Annotated in this window: 17 protein-coding genes; 11 read left to right on the forward strand and 6 right to left on the reverse strand. The window is 45.9% G+C overall.

What is annotated here, in order from left to right; translation table 11 throughout:
• The first annotated feature begins 2 nt into the window (after nucleotides 1-2).
• The 5 genes from ABHV44_RS07045 to ABHV44_RS07065 all read left to right on the forward strand — a co-directional run bounded on the left by ABHV44_RS07045 (nucleotide 3) and on the right by ABHV44_RS07065 (nucleotide 3,540).
• Nucleotides 3-1,325: a polysaccharide deacetylase family protein gene (locus ABHV44_RS07045; RefSeq protein ID WP_459073963.1), complete on the forward strand. Its 1,323-nt coding sequence runs from the start codon at nucleotides 3-5 to the stop codon at nucleotides 1,323-1,325.
• A gap of 81 nt (nucleotides 1,326-1,406) precedes the next feature.
• Nucleotides 1,407-2,051 carry a uracil phosphoribosyltransferase gene (upp, locus tag ABHV44_RS07050; RefSeq protein WP_459073964.1) on the forward strand — a complete coding sequence of 215 codons (645 nt, stop codon included), beginning with the start codon at nucleotides 1,407-1,409 and terminating at the stop codon, nucleotides 2,049-2,051.
• 9 nt (nucleotides 2,052-2,060) lie between these two features.
• Complete coding sequence (locus ABHV44_RS07055; RefSeq protein ID WP_459073965.1) at nucleotides 2,061-2,495, forward strand: hypothetical protein; 435 nt, start codon at nucleotides 2,061-2,063, stop codon at nucleotides 2,493-2,495.
• A gap of 2 nt (nucleotides 2,496-2,497) precedes the next feature.
• On the forward strand, nucleotides 2,498-3,193 hold the full coding sequence (locus ABHV44_RS07060) for a YjjG family noncanonical pyrimidine nucleotidase (protein ID WP_459073966.1): 696 nt from the start codon (nucleotides 2,498-2,500) through the stop codon (nucleotides 3,191-3,193).
• Between the two features lie 23 nt (nucleotides 3,194-3,216).
• The gene (locus ABHV44_RS07065; protein WP_459073967.1) at nucleotides 3,217-3,540 is read left to right on the forward strand and encodes a DUF3467 domain-containing protein; all 324 of its coding nucleotides are present in this window, start codon (nucleotides 3,217-3,219) and stop codon (nucleotides 3,538-3,540) included.
• A gap of 4 nt (nucleotides 3,541-3,544) precedes the next feature.
• Here ABHV44_RS07065 and ABHV44_RS07070 read toward each other — a convergent pair whose 3' ends face one another.
• Together ABHV44_RS07070 and ABHV44_RS07075 are read right to left on the reverse strand one after the other, a co-directional pair.
• The gene (locus ABHV44_RS07070) at nucleotides 3,545-4,810 is read right to left on the reverse strand and encodes a dihydroorotase (RefSeq protein ID WP_459073968.1); all 1,266 of its coding nucleotides are present in this window, start codon (nucleotides 4,808-4,810) and stop codon (nucleotides 3,545-3,547) included.
• Nucleotides 4,811-4,829: 19 nt separating this feature from the next.
• Complete coding sequence (locus tag ABHV44_RS07075; RefSeq protein WP_459073969.1) at nucleotides 4,830-6,878, reverse strand: BatA domain-containing protein; 2,049 nt, start codon at nucleotides 6,876-6,878, stop codon at nucleotides 4,830-4,832.
• A 229-nt stretch (nucleotides 6,879-7,107) separates the two neighbouring features.
• On the opposite strand from ABHV44_RS07075, the gene ABHV44_RS07080 reads away from it, so the two are divergent.
• The 5 genes from ABHV44_RS07080 to ABHV44_RS07100 all read left to right on the forward strand — a co-directional run bounded on the left by ABHV44_RS07080 (nucleotide 7,108) and on the right by ABHV44_RS07100 (nucleotide 12,233).
• Nucleotides 7,108-7,455: a hypothetical protein gene (locus ABHV44_RS07080; RefSeq protein WP_459073970.1), complete on the forward strand. Its 348-nt coding sequence runs from the start codon at nucleotides 7,108-7,110 to the stop codon at nucleotides 7,453-7,455.
• A gap of 117 nt (nucleotides 7,456-7,572) precedes the next feature.
• Complete coding sequence (locus ABHV44_RS07085; protein WP_459073971.1) at nucleotides 7,573-8,343, forward strand: TIGR02757 family protein; 771 nt, start codon at nucleotides 7,573-7,575, stop codon at nucleotides 8,341-8,343.
• 154 nt (nucleotides 8,344-8,497) lie between these two features.
• A complete protein-coding gene (locus ABHV44_RS07090) occupies nucleotides 8,498-10,450 on the forward strand; it encodes a hypothetical protein (RefSeq protein ID WP_459073972.1) in 1,953 nt (650 codons plus the stop codon).
• A 3-nt stretch (nucleotides 10,451-10,453) separates the two neighbouring features.
• Nucleotides 10,454-11,299: a DUF2490 domain-containing protein gene (locus ABHV44_RS07095; protein ID WP_459073973.1), complete on the forward strand. Its 846-nt coding sequence runs from the start codon at nucleotides 10,454-10,456 to the stop codon at nucleotides 11,297-11,299.
• Between the two features lie 58 nt (nucleotides 11,300-11,357).
• Entirely contained in the window at nucleotides 11,358-12,233 is an 876-nt protein-coding gene (locus ABHV44_RS07100) for an MORN repeat-containing protein (protein ID WP_459073974.1), read from the forward strand.
• Between the two features lie 4 nt (nucleotides 12,234-12,237).
• Here the strand turns inward: ABHV44_RS07100 and obgE are convergent, their stop codons facing one another.
• From obgE to ABHV44_RS07115, 3 genes are read right to left on the reverse strand one after another with little or no spacing between them, the layout of a single operon-like run.
• Nucleotides 12,238-13,251 carry a GTPase ObgE gene (gene obgE, locus ABHV44_RS07105; RefSeq protein WP_459073975.1) on the reverse strand — a complete coding sequence of 338 codons (1,014 nt, stop codon included), beginning with the start codon at nucleotides 13,249-13,251 and terminating at the stop codon, nucleotides 12,238-12,240.
• 8 nt (nucleotides 13,252-13,259) lie between these two features.
• Nucleotides 13,260-13,838, reverse strand: coding sequence for an adenylate kinase (locus tag ABHV44_RS07110; RefSeq protein WP_459073976.1), 579 nt, complete (start codon nucleotides 13,836-13,838; stop codon nucleotides 13,260-13,262).
• 12 nt (nucleotides 13,839-13,850) lie between these two features.
• Entirely contained in the window at nucleotides 13,851-14,399 is a 549-nt protein-coding gene (locus ABHV44_RS07115; protein ID WP_459073977.1) for a phosphoribosyltransferase, read from the reverse strand.
• Between the two features lie 130 nt (nucleotides 14,400-14,529).
• On the opposite strand from ABHV44_RS07115, the gene lpdA reads away from it, so the two are divergent.
• Nucleotides 14,530-15,918: a dihydrolipoyl dehydrogenase gene (gene lpdA, locus ABHV44_RS07120; RefSeq protein WP_459073978.1), complete on the forward strand. Its 1,389-nt coding sequence runs from the start codon at nucleotides 14,530-14,532 to the stop codon at nucleotides 15,916-15,918.
• 52 nt (nucleotides 15,919-15,970) lie between these two features.
• On the opposite strand, the gene ABHV44_RS07125 is transcribed toward lpdA, so the two are convergent.
• The gene (locus ABHV44_RS07125; RefSeq protein ID WP_459073979.1) at nucleotides 15,971-16,522 is read right to left on the reverse strand and encodes a DUF922 domain-containing protein; all 552 of its coding nucleotides are present in this window, start codon (nucleotides 16,520-16,522) and stop codon (nucleotides 15,971-15,973) included.
• Nucleotides 16,523-16,568 lie beyond the last annotated feature (46 nt).

The following is a 16,568-nucleotide window of genomic DNA, read 5'->3' on the forward strand; positions in this document are numbered from 1 at the left end:
GTATGATTCTTATCTACTCCGAGAAAATCGGCAACAGGCTCAGCTACACCTGTAAGGTTATTTTTGAGCTCATCCTTCAGAAGCCCTTCGAACTCACCGATGAGCTCGAAAAGTACGAGGAATACGATGGTGTGAAATTCAATTATTCTAACATTGAGGACTTGCCCGGAATTCAAGTGCTCCCAGTAGGCTTACTCGAAGAGAGAGGAGTAAAAGAACGCAAGGTTGATTATTGCAAATGGGGTGATTTGCCTGCTTTGTTTCCAACCTCTTCTGAGCTTCCAGTGCCGTTTGACTTGTTTTCGGCTTCATTTTATTTGATTTCGAGATACGAAGAATACCTTCCTCACTCCAGTGATAAGTACGGCCGGTTTAAAGCCGAAGATTCCATAGCCAGCGAATACGATTTTTTACAACGGCCGGTGATCGATTTGTGGGCTTACAAGTTGAGAGGGCTTATCTGTTCAATTTACGCATCGGCAAAGTTTCAGGAGCGCGAATACAGATTTATCTCTACCATCGACATTGACAGTGCCTTTGCCTACAAGCACAAGGGACTTGTAAGAACGCTGGGCGGATTCGCCAAAGACATCTCTCAGCTGGACCTTGAGAACTTGACTTCCAGGCTTCGAGCCTTGTTAGGCAAAGACCACGATCCGTTCGATACGTACGAAGAGCTTCAGTTTCTTCACGATGAGTTCGATGTAGAATGCATTTACTTTTTTCTACTTGCCGACTACGGTCACAACGATAAAAATGTGTCGGTAAACAGCCGGCCTTTCCAGTCGCTGATCAAGTCCATTGCAGACCATTCCAGGGTCGGCATCCACCCGGGATTCATGAGTAATTACGAGCCGGATAAGTTGCCAAAAGAGGTGAGCAGACTTTCACAAATTGTGAAGAGGGAAATAACAGTTTCACGCCAACACTTTCTCATGCTTCAATTGCCCAAAACCTACCGCAGGCTCATCAATCTGGATATTAGAGAAGACTACACCATGGGCTTTGCACAGAGTGTTGGCTTCCGGGCCGGGACATGCACACCATTTCCTTTTTACGATCTCGACCAGGACTTCACAACCAAGCTCATTCTCTATCCCTTTGCGGCAATGGATGCCACGCTAAACTTCTACATGGAACTAACACCGGATGAAGCTTATCAGGAACTCTGCAAATTAGTTACGGAAGTGCGTCAAGTGAATGGCACTTTCATTAGTCTCTGGCATAATGAATCACTGAGCGATAAATGGCAGTGGAAAGGTTGGAAAGATCTTTACCAAAGGATGATCATGATTGCGCGGGAGCACGAGTCTGAAGAAGAATAATTGTAGTCAATTTATCGTCCTTTCCGGTTTCAATGTTTACTTTTGGTAGAGAGCAAAATTGGTGAATAGAATACAGCGAGCATGGTACACAACTTAAGCAAGGGCAACTCAATTCTCAATCAATTCATTTCTGAAATTCGCGATGAGACGGTTCAGGGTGATCGCATGCGATTTCGCAGAAATATGGAGCGTATAGGCGAAGTGATGGCTTACGAGATTAGCAAGACGCTCGATTATGAAAAACGAGAAATTACGTCTCCACTTGGAGGAGCTGAAGCCAGTGTACCAAAAGATCACCCGGTTTTGGCTACTATTCTCCGAGCGGGTTTGCCAATGCACCAGGGCTTTTTGAACTATTTCGATAAGGCCGACAATTGCTTTATCTCAGCCTACAGACGCTATCACAAAGGCGGTGATTTTGAGATAGAAATAGAATATATGTCTGGGCCAAATATCGATGACAAAACTCTGATAATTGCCGATCCAATGTTGGCCACAGGCTCGAGCATGGTGCTGGTCTACAAAAATATTCTGCAAAAAGGCAATCCAAAACACATTCATATTGCCACGGCAATTGCCAGTGTTCAGGGGATCAACTACGTAAAAAGCAAACTTCCTGAAAACGTGACAATTTGGGCTGGGGCCATAGATGATGAGTTGACAGCACAAGCCTACATCGTACCAGGACTGGGAGATGCCGGAGACCTGGCATTTGGCGAAAAATAAAATTACTCTTTGCAAGTTCTCGAGATCATCGGCTGGCTGTTGGTGACAATAGTCAAGTTTCTGTTTACACCATCAGCAATGATCGGGTTGGGCTACTCCTTTGTTGAAACTTTTGCCATAACCGCTGTTGGCGCTGCATTTGGCGTAGCCATGTTTTACTACGGTGGCGAGTGGTTTTTTAGCTGGGTGGAGAGTAAAAGAAAATACAACTTTGGAAAACGGAAGTCTTCAGCTGGAAAGAGAAGACTCATTAAGGTAAAGCGGAGTTTTGGCTTGCGCGGATTGGCTCTCATAGCCGGGCTTATCTCAATTCCGTTGGCCTCTCTGCTGGCCGCAAAATACTTTAGGTCCAAAAAGCACACACTCATTATTATGATTGTTTCATTTGTTAGCTGGGCACTTTTGCTTACTGCGATTTCGACCTACATCAAAAACATGCTTTAAACATGAAAAAGTACGATCATCTTTTCTTTGACCTCGATAGAACGCTTTGGGACTTTGAAGCCAACTCAGAAGTGGCTCTCAGAGGATTGTTTGATGTGTTTGAGTTGAGAGGTCGCGGTGTGGAGAACTTCGAAGATTTCCTCAGCACTTACAAGCAGATAAATGAAGCTTGCTGGGCCAAATACCGCATGGGCGAAATGGACAAGGAAACTCTTCGTGTCACTCGTTTTCTCGACACGTTCAAAAAATATGGCCTCGATGATCGAAAGCTGGCGATAGAGTTTGGCGATGGATACATAGCCGAGAGCCCAAGGCAAAAGGGCCTGAAACCAGGAACAATCGAAACGTTGGATTACCTGGCTGAAAAGTACGTACTTCACATCATCACGAATGGATTCAAAGAAGTACAGCACATAAAAATGGAGAACTGTGGACTGACTCCCTATTTTTCAGAAATCATTATTTCAGAGGAAGTCGGGGAGAAGAAGCCTCACCCCAGGGTTTTCAACAGTGCACTTGATCGAGCCAAAACTTCGTCAAAGAGAAGTGTGATGGTGGGTGACGACCTGATTGCTGATGTGGGTGGAGCGAGAAATGCCGGTTGGGACCAGGTATTTTACAATCCCGATGAGGTAAGGCATTCGGAGAATATTACCTTTGAGATTCGTCACCTGAACGAATTGACGAATATTTTGTAGGATTGAGCAAATAATTATCAAGCATGGCAGAAGAACAAAAGAATAAAAAGAACAAAATCAATATTGAACTCACCGAAGAAGCTGCGGAAGGAACTTACTCCAACCTGGCAATTATCACACACTCGACCAGCGAATTCGTTGTGGATTTTGTGAGAGTGATGCCGGGAATTCCAAAGGCGAAAGTGAAGTCGAGAATTGTCTTGACCCCACAACACGCGAAAAGATTGATGAAAGCACTGGGTGAAAACGTAGAAAACTACGAGAAGCAACACGGAAAAATTCAGGAGATCGGATCGAACGATCAGGTAGTGCCGATGAACTTTGGCGGACCTCAGGGGGAAGCCTAAGAAATTATTTCCAGTTTAAAAACTTACCTCTCGCTATTCCCAGCACCTTGCCTTTGAGCATGGTGTCGAGTAGCGGTGAGTTTTTCGATTTGGAAGCCAGGTCTGATGCGGAAAGTGAAGTTTCGCCATTTGGGTCGAAGAAGGTAAGGTCTACCGACTCTCCCTCCTGAATACTCACTGGTGCAAGTCCAAGAATAGATCGTGGATTTTTGGTGAGGGCCAGAATCCACTTTTCCAGATCTATTGACTTTTCGAGTTTTGTGAAAGCCGTGCAAAAGGTCGTTTCGATACTTGAGATGCCGTAAGCGGCATGTTCAAACTCGCGCTTTTTCGCCTCAACGTCTTCCGGAGTGTGGTCCGAACAGATCACGTCAATGGTTCCATCAGCAATTCCTTTTATTAGCGCCTTCACGTCTGATTTTGATCGGAAAGGCGGAAGAACTTTTAGTCGGGTGTCGAAGGACTTTAAGTCTTCGTCTGTGAAATAGAGCTGGTGAGCGCACACACCTGCGGTAATAGCCAGACCATCTTTTTTGGCCTGGCGAATGATGTCAACCGACTTCTCAGTGGAGATCAGAGAAACGTGCATTTTGCCACCGTGATAGCGCAGCAGTTCAATGTCTCGCTTTAGGCGAAGCTCTTCGGCCAGTGATGGAATTCCACGCATACCGAGAGAAACGCTCATTGCACTTTCATGCATCACTCCTCCTGGATTCACTCCGTCATCAAAAGGGAAGCTCATTACCAGCCCATCGAAGTTTCTCGCGTAGTCGAGTCCGCGACTCATCATCTCCGTGCGATTTACCGATCGCTTGTCGTCCGAAAATGCCACCGCGCCTGAGCGGTGCATGTCGTACATCTCCGAAAGATTTTCGCCTTTGCCATCTTGAGAGAGCGTACCGGTAGGAAAAATCCTCACTACATTTTTCTGGGTTTGGTTGATGATGTACTCTACCTGTGCCTTGTGGCTCACTGGAGGGTCAGTAAAGGGAGTGAGGACCACACCGGTGAAACCTCCGTTTGCTGCAGCTTTCATTCCTGATTCAAGGTCTTCCTTGTACTCAAACCCTGGATCTTGAAAATTGGCTCTCATATCAATCCAGCCGGCAGAAACATGCAAGTTGCTGTGAGAAAGTATTTTGTGATCCGACTCATCAATTTTTGCTGCAATCTTTTCGATACGACCTTTGTCGATGAGCAAGTCGCGTTTTTTCAAATGGTATTTTGAACCCGGTTCGACTATTGTTGCTGCTTTGATGAGTGTTTTCATATTGCCGGAAAAATTAAACTTATCGCCTCCAGAATTTTATCAAAATGATTTCTATCGCCAGAAAAATCAGCGCCATGATGATGCAGGATCTCCAAAACTGATTTCCTGCAGATAGCTTTTTCACATTGTTAGCAAGCGTTTCAATCTTACTGTCGATCACTCTAAAGTTCGAGAGACCAAACTTTTGAAGCTCACTTTCAAGATTGCCAACTTCAATCACACGAAGGTTCGACTCGTCTCGCGAGTAGTTGAACGATAGAGTTGAAACCGGTTCTTCAGCAAGCAAGAGTTCGTAGTTGCCGGCAGACGTTACTTGATTTCTAACGTAAATCTCTGTACTCGGCCCTGACTGCCTGTGTTCAGGTATAAACTCAAACTGTTGTTCCTTTTCCCGAACCTTAAAAACCTGATCTCCCGATGGGCGAATGTTTTGAAGTGTGAGTGCTTCGTTTTGCCCAATGGTGTAGTAAATTGGCGGAGTAGGCTGGCTAAATTCAGCAATTCGCAAAAGCGTAGTCACGAACACTGCGTGCTGAGTGAAGTTACTTTCGCTGTTGAGCAAGCTAACGGCACTGGTGTAGAGTTTTCCGTCTCCAACTTTGTAGTAGCTCAGAAAAGAATCTCCTGTTTGAATGGTTAGCAGTGGTTCTTCACCAGTTCTGCTAAGGCGTTGGTAAGGGTAATACTTCTTTACCGAAGGCAGGTCAATGTTTTGCGGGATCTGATCAAAAACATCCTTAAAAATGTAATTGTCAAGATTGATGTCGCTCACCTTAGTTTCAATTGACTTCGCCTCTTGAATAGGGTTGCTGCCCATCGCTCGTAAAAAACCATTGTAAGAATCAATGTCTGCCTCACTGGCGGGGATGAAAAGTGTCGAGCCTCCATTTTTGGTGAACTTTTCAAGTTCGGCACTCATTCCTGAAGACAAGTTGGAAATCTGATTGAGGATGATCAAATCGCTTGCGGCAAATTCACTGTAATCTATGTTTTCTGTAGAAGTTTGCGTGAACTCAAAGTGGTCGTCACCGCTAAAAACAGCTGAGATGTTGTTAGATCGGAGATCTGCTGGTCGCAACTCGAGCACGTTGATCTTCTCTTTGATCTTGTAACTAAAGTAGAACTTGTCGTCAAAAACTATTGGATGGTCCTGGAGGGTGACCACTCCAGATTTCAGGCCGGGCTCATTGTTGGAAAACACGAGAGAAGTGTCGGTTACATCACCGGGTGTGGCATTAAAACTCCCAAGTGCCTTCTGCGTTCCGTTGATCGTTAGCGTTAGCGGGACATTGTCCACCGACTGGCTCAATGTGTTTTTGATGCGGATGTTGAGCTTTTCAGATTGGTTAACCTGCTGAATTGGACTCGAAAACCAAAGTGAATCGATGTAAATATTTGCTACTCGCTCAGCTTGCGTAGGAACAAAAACCACATCCAGTGTGGTGTCATTTTCCAGGCTGGTCAAATCAGTAGTAGATTCCTGCAAGTCGGAAATAATATAGCTCGAGAGCTCTGAGTCCGGAGCCGTCTGTAGCATTTCTTTTTGCCTCGAAATTGCCTCTGAAGTTTTTCGGGTTCGTGGCGAAATTCCAATTTCCTCAATCAGTTCGATCATCTCATCCTGATTGTAAAATCTTTGGTGACGGCCTTCGAACTCGTTGGTCAACAGCTGAAACTGATCGGTAGCGGAATAAGACTCTACAATTTCCAGAGCTTTATTTTTTGCCACCTGCAGCAATGGGCCTTCTTCGTTTTCAGCTTCCATGCTAAAGGAGTTGTCGATATAAATCGAAACAGCCTGATTGGCGGCCACTCGCTGATTTTCCGTCTCCTGGATGTAAGGCTGAGCAAAAGCAAAAACGATAAATGTAATCGCCAAAATTCTGCTGATGAGAATTAAGATGTGCTTGAGGCGCGACTTTGACCGCGTTTCAATCTTCACCTCTTTCAAAAAACTGATGTTGCTAAACTTCACTTTTTTGAACCTGCGAAAATTGAAAAGATGGACGATGATTGGAATGGCAACTGCCGAGAGGGCGTAGAGTATTTCCGGGTATAAGAATTTCATCAATCGACAAAGATAGATGAATTTTAAAAGGATGCATCCAAAATATATTAATCCTCAAAACAGGTGTTTGACGAGCGAGAGTTCACACATTTTGGGGCAAATGATCCACATCCTTCAAAGTTGTTGAAAATTGTCGGCAGTGAGAAAAGCCGCGAAGCGACAGGAGTTTCAGAGTTGCTTCTATCAATTGGAACAGTTTTACCACTGAAAGGGAAAAAACTGAATTGTTATGAAGAAGACATTTGTTATATCACTAATCGCCTCTTTTTTACTACTAACCTCAGCACCAGCAGCACTTGCAAGTGGAGGTGAAACAGAACCAATCGATCGTGTGAGTAGAAATGAAGTGAAGGAAATGACTAAGGAAGAGTCTCAGGCACGAGTTGAAATGCTCACAGAGAGATTGAACGAAATCAAGAGTATGGATCTCGATGAATTGTCGTGGAATGAGCGAAGAAAACTCAAGAAGGAAGTGCGCATCATTGAAAGAGAAATGAAATTGCAACAAAACGATACGGGAATCTACATTTCAGGAGGTGCACTTGTAGTAATCCTAATTTTGCTAATTCTCCTGTAGAATCACAGTCACAAATGCAATTTAAAGCCGGATGTCATGCTGAACTTGATTCAGTATCTATCCGGCTTTTTTTATGATCAAAATTCTGCTTTGTGTGCGAATCGTTTTCTTTGCAAAATGAAAAGAGCTGAGCTGCGCGAATTCCTGGAGAAGAAAGTCGATGAGTACAACACGCCCCGACTTATTGGCTACGATCCGATTTCCATACCGCATCGTTTTTCGAAAAAGGAAGACATTGAAATCAGCGCTTTTTTGGCAGCAACTATCGCCTGGGGTCAGCGCAAGACGATCATCAGGAATGCTAATTTTCTCATGGAGCGGATGGAGGAGCAGCCGCATCAATTTATCAGTCAGTTCGAGTTGCCCGACCTCGAACGCTTTTCTGGATTCGTACACCGCACTTTCAATGAAGTTGACCTCCGACACTTTCTGATTTCTCTTCAAAATATTTACAGACAACACGGAGGACTTGAGTCCGCCTTTTACGGTTTTGATGGCGTTTCTCAACTTTCTGGCAGAGAAGCGATCCTTCGATTTCGCGAGTTGTTTTTTCAGGTGAGTCACGAAAAGCGAACTGAAAAGCACGTTTCTGATCCGGCTCGGGGCTCCTCAGCAAAACGACTAAACATGTTTTTGCGTTGGATGGTTCGCAAAGACAGTCGAGGTGTCGATTTTGGAATCTGGCAAAGCCCATCGATGAGTGGACTTTCTATTCCGCTGGATGTACACACCGGAAGGGTGAGTAGAAAACTTAAACTTCTAAAACGAAAGCAAAACGACTGGAAAGCAGTTGCTGAGCTCGATGAAGCTCTTCGCAAACTGGACCCCGAGGATCCGGTAAAGTACGACTTTGCACTTTTTGGGCTCGGTGCCTTCGAAAAATTTTAAGTCTGATCTTCTTTTCACAAATAATTAATCTCAGTAATTTAAATCTGGCAAGATTCTCGAATCTTTAGAGGCCTGTTTTTAGTAAAAAGCTGCTATTGAAATTGATCTGTAATGGCTGTAGCTGGCTTTGAAACTGTGCAAGTAAAATTTGAAAATGATTGACTATCAAAGGTTAGTGTGGTTCTTTGTGGTTCCACTCCTGACATTCTTTTGTATTCCAACTTCAGTTTGTGCCCAGCAAGACTCGAGTTTTTCCGGTCGGATTCAGGTCGGAAACCTGCTTGGAGATGCTGATTTTCGCTACAAGTTGGTGAACAACGACACGGTGCTGAGCGGCCCTTTCGCTATGCGCGGATCCAACCTCGATCAGTTATCGGCCTCGCAGTTGGGTTACTATTCATTCAATGGAAAATTTGAGGACAATCTTCCGGTAAACAATTGGAGAATCGAATTTGGGCAATACGCTGCTGCTGGCGGTGCTGAACTCATCGATTACCTGTTTCAACTGAAAGTTAGCGGAACGCAGCACATCGCAACTGGCGAACTCGCTGAAGGTGTTCCTGATGGTGAGTGGAGTCACTCGATTTTTCAGGTTGAAAACTCGGCAACGGTCGAACAGGTTTTCAAAAGCCAAATGAGTTTTGAAAAAGGCATCCCAGCGGGAAGCTTCCGACTTTCTGGTGATGATCTCACGCTATTGGGAATGTTCGGAACGGACGGGTATGCGGATGATGAATGGGCGCTCAACTTCGAAAATATTCCCGGAACGATGGAATACTGGACTTTTGTGGATGGGCGACTCAGCAAAATAGAAGTTTTGCAAACAGGGAGTTCTAAAACAATTTCGGTCTACCCGGAAAAACTGGAAAATCCCAAAACCATCCATCTCGGTCCGCAGTTTTTTGAAATTCTCAAACTGCAACACATTCTGACCAATAAGACCTTCGTGAAGTTTGAAGGTGGCATGTCTAAACTGATGGCTGAAAATAACCGCTTGTATCAGCGGGTTGACAGCTTGTTTACCAGCCTTAGCGATGCGCGTTTCATGCCTGTTTTCAAGGTGAAGGTGAAGCACTATCCTCTTACCAAAGCAGAGCTGGTAGAGCTCGACTCTCTCGAAAGCCGACTGGAAAAAATGCAGAGTGAAATTGATGCGCTCAGCGAAAATACCCAGCTCAACATTTTGAAGCACTCTGACGAAGAGGTGCGGTTTTATCTTTCCACACTTTCAAAAATTCAATCAGAATGGCTCACACCACTCTCGAGGATTGACGAGTACAGGAAAGACAGTACGCTGGAATTTTTGCCACGAGAATACTTGCTTCGTGTGCTCATGGCTGGAGCTCCTTCTCCAGAGCTGAAAGTTGAGTACGACTTTCAGGACAGTCTGCGAAGTAGAGTCTTCGAAGGAGCTGAGCTGTCAGATCTCGACTGGCAGATTGAAGGCCTCGAAGCGGCCGATCAGTTTTCGCGCTACGTTCACCAAAGTGTGACTCTAATTGCGGATACACTCCAGAAAAAAATACAGGAACAACAGCGCGAGAAAGAACTGGTGAAGTTGGAGGACGAGCTGATGTTGAGAATTTCTGAATTCGAGCAGTTCATCGATTCTCTTCAGGGCGAGGCCTCTGGCGATCTGGGCGAGTTGATAGGTAGCTTGAAACGCTCAGCAAACAAAGAGCTCAGCAAGTATTCCTCCATCGAAAACGTTTCGTCCAGGCCAGCACAGGCAACCGAGCTAATCGCGTGCATCGATCAGATGGAGAAGCTCGCATTAACGCTTTTGAGGTATCCTGAAAGAGATAGGGAGATAGAACAAGCTTACACAGATGAGGTGTGGAATCCCTTCACGAGTACCACCATGACAGAGCAAGTGAAAAGGCGAATCACCGAAGCTTATGAGAACGTGCTAAAACCTTATTTCTTCAATGAAGTCAAAAACAACCTCAATTGCCAGAATGCAGAAAACTGGAAGAAGCGAATTGATGTGACTCACAAGAGGATGCTGAAGCTGAGCGAGAGTAATACCTCACGGGTAGAGCGCAAGCTCAAAAACGAAACTGATCCAAACGTAGTGATGCAGCTACTCAATATTTCAATTAAGTAAGCTATGCAACTGAGTAAATTTAGATTATTCGGGAAATTGCTCCTGGCAATAGTTTTTGTTGCGGGCTTTGGATTGGTTTGGAGTCCGCTAAAGGCCCAGGATGGGGAATTGCCGGACGAGTCGCAATTTGAGCCGTCAAAAACGCGACTTTGGATCAACAACTATGGCAACATCCGACTGACGGACAATCTTTTTTGGATCGCTCAAACGCACTTGCGCAGACAGCAAACGGATGACGTGCCTTTTGTGGGGCAGATGGCGCAGGTCTACAACAGACATGCAATTAGCTATTTGTTTTCAAAGAGTTTTAATGCGAGCCTTGGTGGTGTACTCCGCGTGAATTTCAACACTAATCGATCATCATCGGATCAGCAGAGAGCCAATCTCGAGTGGCGCATCTGGCACGAGTACCAGTTTGCTGTGCCCGTAAGCCGCGCCATGATTTACCACAGAATTCGACTAGAGCACCGTTGGACAAGAAACTTTGTGGAAGGCAGTGACTACACTTTTCGCAATCGCTGGCGCTACATGTTCAACATGAAAATTCCGATCAACAAAGCTGCGCTGGCACCCGAAACTTTTTACATCGCTCCGGAAGCAGAGCTGATTATGCAAAGTGGAAAAACGGTGGTTGACAGTCCGCTAGAAGACCTGCGACTTCACACATCCTTTGGTTACATCCTAAATCCCCGGCTCACTTTTGCTGCCGGATTGATGTACTCCATGGGGCAGGAGCTTTACAACGGAGGGATTTACAATCAGAAGTGGACGGTGAGGCTCCACATGTATTTTTCTCCCGATTTTCGCAAAGTGAAAAACAAGCTTCCAGCGGTTCACCTGATGGAATAAACGTAGAGTTTTGTTGGTAAGAAGCAATAACTTGAATCGAAGAGGAGATAATTGAATAATGAAGAACAGAAAGACACTTACACTCATCATTCTTGTCATCATTTTCTGCGCTGCGGCACTCTTTTTCTTTGTGAAAAGTCAAAGATTGTCGGATGAAGTAGCTCGCAAAACCGCGGAAGTTGAGGAACGCCAGGAGTTCGTGGACTTCACAAAAATGCTTTCGGCTCAGGATTCTCTTTTGCTCAGAGGCGAGTATCAGGAGGCTATCAGATTTTATCAATCGGAAATGACTGATGCCGATGAACAGCAGAAGACCGCTTTGGCGATTCGGATAGAAATCGCCCGGGAGCTCATGAGAAAGAACGAAAGTGTTGATGCTACAGAAGCCGAACTGGCCAATCAGCTGCAGGCCAAAACTGATCAGCTCACTGCTGTAGAAGATAGTCTAACAGCGCAATCTGAAGCACAGGGTCAAAAAATCGACTCGCTTAGTTTTGCTCTCGAAAAGGCGCAAATGCGACAGGCAGATTTGGAACAGCAAGTGAAAACCAGGCCGGAAAGGGAATACCTCACTTTCACAAGCTCAAAAGGAAACGATGTCCATTACATCGGAGGGGTGGAAAGTGGCAAAGCCAACGGTGAAGGGGTTGGCCTTTGGTCTACTGGCAGTCGTTACCGGGGCGAGTGGAAAAACAACGAACGCCACGGTGAAGGCACGTTTCACTGGCCGGATGGCGAGCGCTACGAGGGCGAGTTCAAAAGCGATAAGAGACACGGCAAGGGAAGCTACTTCTGGAGCAATGGCGAATCGTTTGTCGGCCTGTGGAAGAATGACAAAAGAAACGGCAAGGGCACTTTCTACAATGCCGATGGCAAAGTAGTGGCCTCCGGAATGTGGGAAGATGATGAGCTTGTAGAAATGCAGGAGCAGTGAAACTCTAACCTCTCACTTTCCCTTCTGCATTTAGTTCAAAAGAGCTCCAGATTTTGTCTTTTAATTCTGTGATGCCTTTACCCGAAACGGAAGAAATAAAGATCGTTTCTACTCCTTCGGGAAGCTCGGCTTTCATTTCTCCGATCAATTCCTCATCGAGCATGTCGCTTTTGGAAATGGCAAGCAGGCGCTTTTTATCGAGCAGTTCGGGGTTGAACTTCTCTAGCTCATTGAGCAAAATCTGGTACTCTTTGGCGATGTTGTCGCTGTCAGCTGGTACCAAAAACAGCAGTGTGGCGTTTCTTTCGATGTGTCTCAAAAAGCGGTGGCCGAGACCTTTTCCTTCGTGAGCGCCTTCAATTATTCCTGGAATATCGGCCACTACAAACGACCTGTTGTCGCGGTAGTTTACCATCCCCAGGTTGGGAGTGAGAGTAGTGAAAGGGTAGTTGGCGATTTCCGGCTTGGCTGCGCTGATTACCGAAAGGAGCGTAGATTTTCCGGCATTGGGAAAGCCAACAAGTCCCACATCGGCCAGCACTTTTAACTCGAGCACTTTCCAGCTTTCCGACCCGTCTTCTCCGGGCTGGGCAAATCGGGGTGTTTGAAAAGTCGAAGATTTAAAGTGGTCGTTTCCGAGGCCACCTCGTCCGCCTTTCACTAAAATGTGTTCCTGGCCGTCCTCAGTGATTTCCACATCCACTTCACCCGTTTCAGCATCTTTGGCCAGCGTGCCCAACGGTACTTCAATGATTTCGTCTTTGCCTTCCGCACCAGTGCTTCGGCTTCTTCCTCCGCCTTCGCCATCATTGGCAATCACGTGCTTTCTGTACTTCAGGTGCAGCAATGTCCAGAGCTGGCTGTTGCCGCGAATGATCACGTGACCACCGCGACCGCCATCTCCGCCATCGGGACCACCTTTGGCATTTAGCCTGTCGCGATGAAGGTGGGCCGAACCGGCACCGCCTTTTCCAGATCTGCAGCAGATCTTTACGTAATCGACAAAGTTTGAATTCATTCCTTGAGTTATGACTTGCTTTCTTCGACAGCTTTGAAAAGCCTTTGGGCAATTTCATCGATGCTGCCAACGCCATCTACGGCTTTAAATTTCCCTTGCTTGCGATAGTGCTCAGCTACGGGAGCAGTTTCTTTTTTATAAACGTCAATGCGATTTTGAATCACGTCTGGATTGGCATCGTCAGGGCGGCCGCTGGTTTTAGCGCGCTCCATGAGTCGGGTTTTCAACTCGTCTTCTTCAACTTCCAGAGCGAGCATCACCTTGATCTCATCGTTTCTCGATTCCAAAAACTCATCAAGCGCTTCGGCCTGAGCCACAGTTCTCGGGAATCCATCAAAAATGAATCCGTTGGAATCTTTGGCCTTGTTTACCTCAGCCTGCAACATGCCAATGGTAACATCGTCTGGAACGAGTTCACCTTTGTCCATGTAGCTTTTGGCTAAATTTCCCAGTTCAGTTCCACCTTTGATGTTCGATCGGAAAATATCTCCGGTAGAAAGGTGAACGAGATCGTACTCCTGAACCAGGTTTTCGCTTTGTGTTCCTTTGCCCGCTCCCGGAGGGCCAAATAAAATGATGTTCAACATTGCTCTGTCTGTTTATTCTTCAACTTTTTGATAAATGGCATTCAACTCGCGGCCGAGCCCGTTGTAGTCGAGGCCGTAGCCAACCACAAACTCATCCGAAATTTCCATGCCCAGGTAGTTGATTTTTCGTTTTTGATTATAAACTTCCGGCTTTAGCAATAAGCTGGAAATTAAAATTTTCTCGGGTTTCTGCTGCTCCAGTAGAGCCAAAATTTTCTCCAATGTGTTTCCGGTATCCACGATGTCTTCAACTACAACTACCGTTCGTCCGGTAATGTCAGCATCAAGCCCGATGAGTTCATTTACCACCTCAGTAGATTTGGTGCCCTGGTAGCTTCTCATTTTTATGAAAGAAAACTCGCAGGCCAGGTCCATTTTTGTGACCAAATCGGCAGCGAGTCTAAAAGCACCGTTGAGCACCGGTAGAAAAATTGGAGTTTGATCGCGGAGGTCTGTAGTCATTCGATCGGCCATCTCTTTAACACGCTCCTGCACCTCGCTTTCGGAAATAATTTCCCGAAAGCGCAAATCGCCCAACACTACATCTTTGATTTCCTCCATATCTTAAAAATCGCTGCGAAGGTAATTGATTTTGTCCGACTGAAGAGTAGCCCGCATGGCAGAGCCGTTAGCAATGCTTTTTTACTAAATTCGCAATCCGTTTTAAACCCGAAAAAAGATTAGACAGACCATGGATTACGATGTGATAGTACTCGGCAGTGGACCGGGAGGATATGTGGCCGCCATCAGAGCTTCGCAACTCGGACTCAAAACTGCAATTGTAGAGCGTGAGTCGCTCGGAGGTGTTTGCCTCAACTGGGGCTGTATCCCTACAAAAGCTTTGTTGAAAAGCGCCAACGTGTTTGACTACATCAACCACGCAGAAGATTTTGGAATCAAAGTGAGCTCTCCGAAAGTGGATTTTGGAGGCATGATAAAAAGAAGCCGCGAAGTTGCCGGAAGCATGAGCAACGGTGTGCAGTTCTTGATGAAAAAGAACAAGATCGATGTGCACATGGGCGAAGGAAAAGTGCTGAAGGGAAAGAAAATTTCCGTGAAGGGCGAAGATGGGAAAACCAAAGAGCTCTCTGCTGAGCACATCATTGTTTCTACAGGAGCGCGCTCTCGCGAGTTGCCATCTATGAAACAGGACGGCAAAAAAATTATCGGTTACCGCGAAGCAATGACACTCGACAAGCAGCCTAAGAAAATGGTTGTTGTTGGATCAGGTGCTATCGGATCTGAATTCGCTTACTTCTACAACTCTATTGGTACCGAAGTAACCCTCGTTGAATACATGGACAACGTGGTTCCTGTGGAAGACGAAGAAGTTTCAAAACAACTTGCACGCTCCTTCAAAAAGCAAGGCATCAAAGTGATGACCAGCTCCGAAGTGACAGAGGTGGACACTTCTGGAAAAGGATGCAAGGTGAAAGTGAAAACCAAGAAAGGCGAAGAAACCATCGATTGCGATGTGGTTCTTTCTGCAGCCGGAGTGGTTTCAAACATCGAAAACATCGGTCTTGAGGATGTTGGCATTGCCACAGACAAAGGGAAGATCATGGTCAACAAATACTACGAAACCAACATCCCCGGTTACTACGCCATTGGCGATTGCGTTCCCGGTCCGGCTCTGGCTCACGTAGCTTCTGCCGAAGGGATTACCTGCGTGGAAAAAATCGCTGGTGAAAACCCCGAAGGACTCGATTACAACAATATTCCGGGTTGTACTTACTGCTTCCCAGAAGTGGCTTCTGTGGGCTATACAGAAAAACAAGCCAAAGAAGAAGGCTACGAAATTAAAGTCGGGAAATTCCCGTTCTCAGCTTCTGGTAAAGCCAAAGCAGCCGGTCACTCTGATGGATTTGTCAAATTGATTTTTGACGCCAAATATGGAGAGCTCCTCGGTGGGCACATGGTTGGGTACAACGTTACAGAGCTAATTGCGGAAATTGTAGCGGTGAGAAAACTCGAAACCACGGGCCTCGAGCTGATCAAAACTGTTCACCCACACCCAACTATGAGTGAAGCGGTGATGGAAGCTGCAGCTGCGGCTTACGATGAGGTAATCCACCTCTAGGAGGGAGAGCCTAATAAAACTTTGAAAAGCCTCGGTTCTGCCGGGGCTTTTTTTATTGCCCTGAAGAAGCAAACTCCTGCAACTCAGCCAGCGAGCTTGCCACTTTTTCTTCCCACTTTTGCTGTGCTTCGCGATTGAGGCTGTGGTCGGTTTCTTTGTCGTAAAGTGTTTGCATCGCTACCATTTCTTCGTAGATGTTGTCGTAAAGATCCTCGAGCTCTTTGGCGAGTCCGCGTTTCATAAATTCTCCAATCGGCATCTCGTATTCCTCCATTGCTTTTCGCATTTTTCTGGCGTGTAGCTCGGTGATGTCGAAGTGGAGCTGTTCGTGGCGCAGCAGGTAGTCTTTTTCAAAACCTTTTTGCACCCACGATTTTGACGGGATAAAGTAGCACTCCACATCAATTTCGATCATGCCGTCTTTCGTCTCCACGTTGTAGCGAATTCCCGAGAAGGTAAGTGCCCGGTAGCCAAAGCCCTGATCTTTTCGCGGCTCAAAGTTGCTCCAGGTGAGCGGCCGGCTCTCCGACCAAGAGATGCGCTCCTGAGCCATGCCGTAGAAGCTTGAGAAGCAAATGATGAGTGCTGTAATTATTCGTTTCATTCAGAGAGCTGTAGATGATTGAGAGAACAAATAAAACTCATTTTTG

It is taken from the genome of Halocola ammonii, assembly GCF_049334165.1.
Lineage (GTDB): Bacteria > Bacteroidota > Bacteroidia > Flavobacteriales_D > Sanyastnellaceae > JBEGHD01.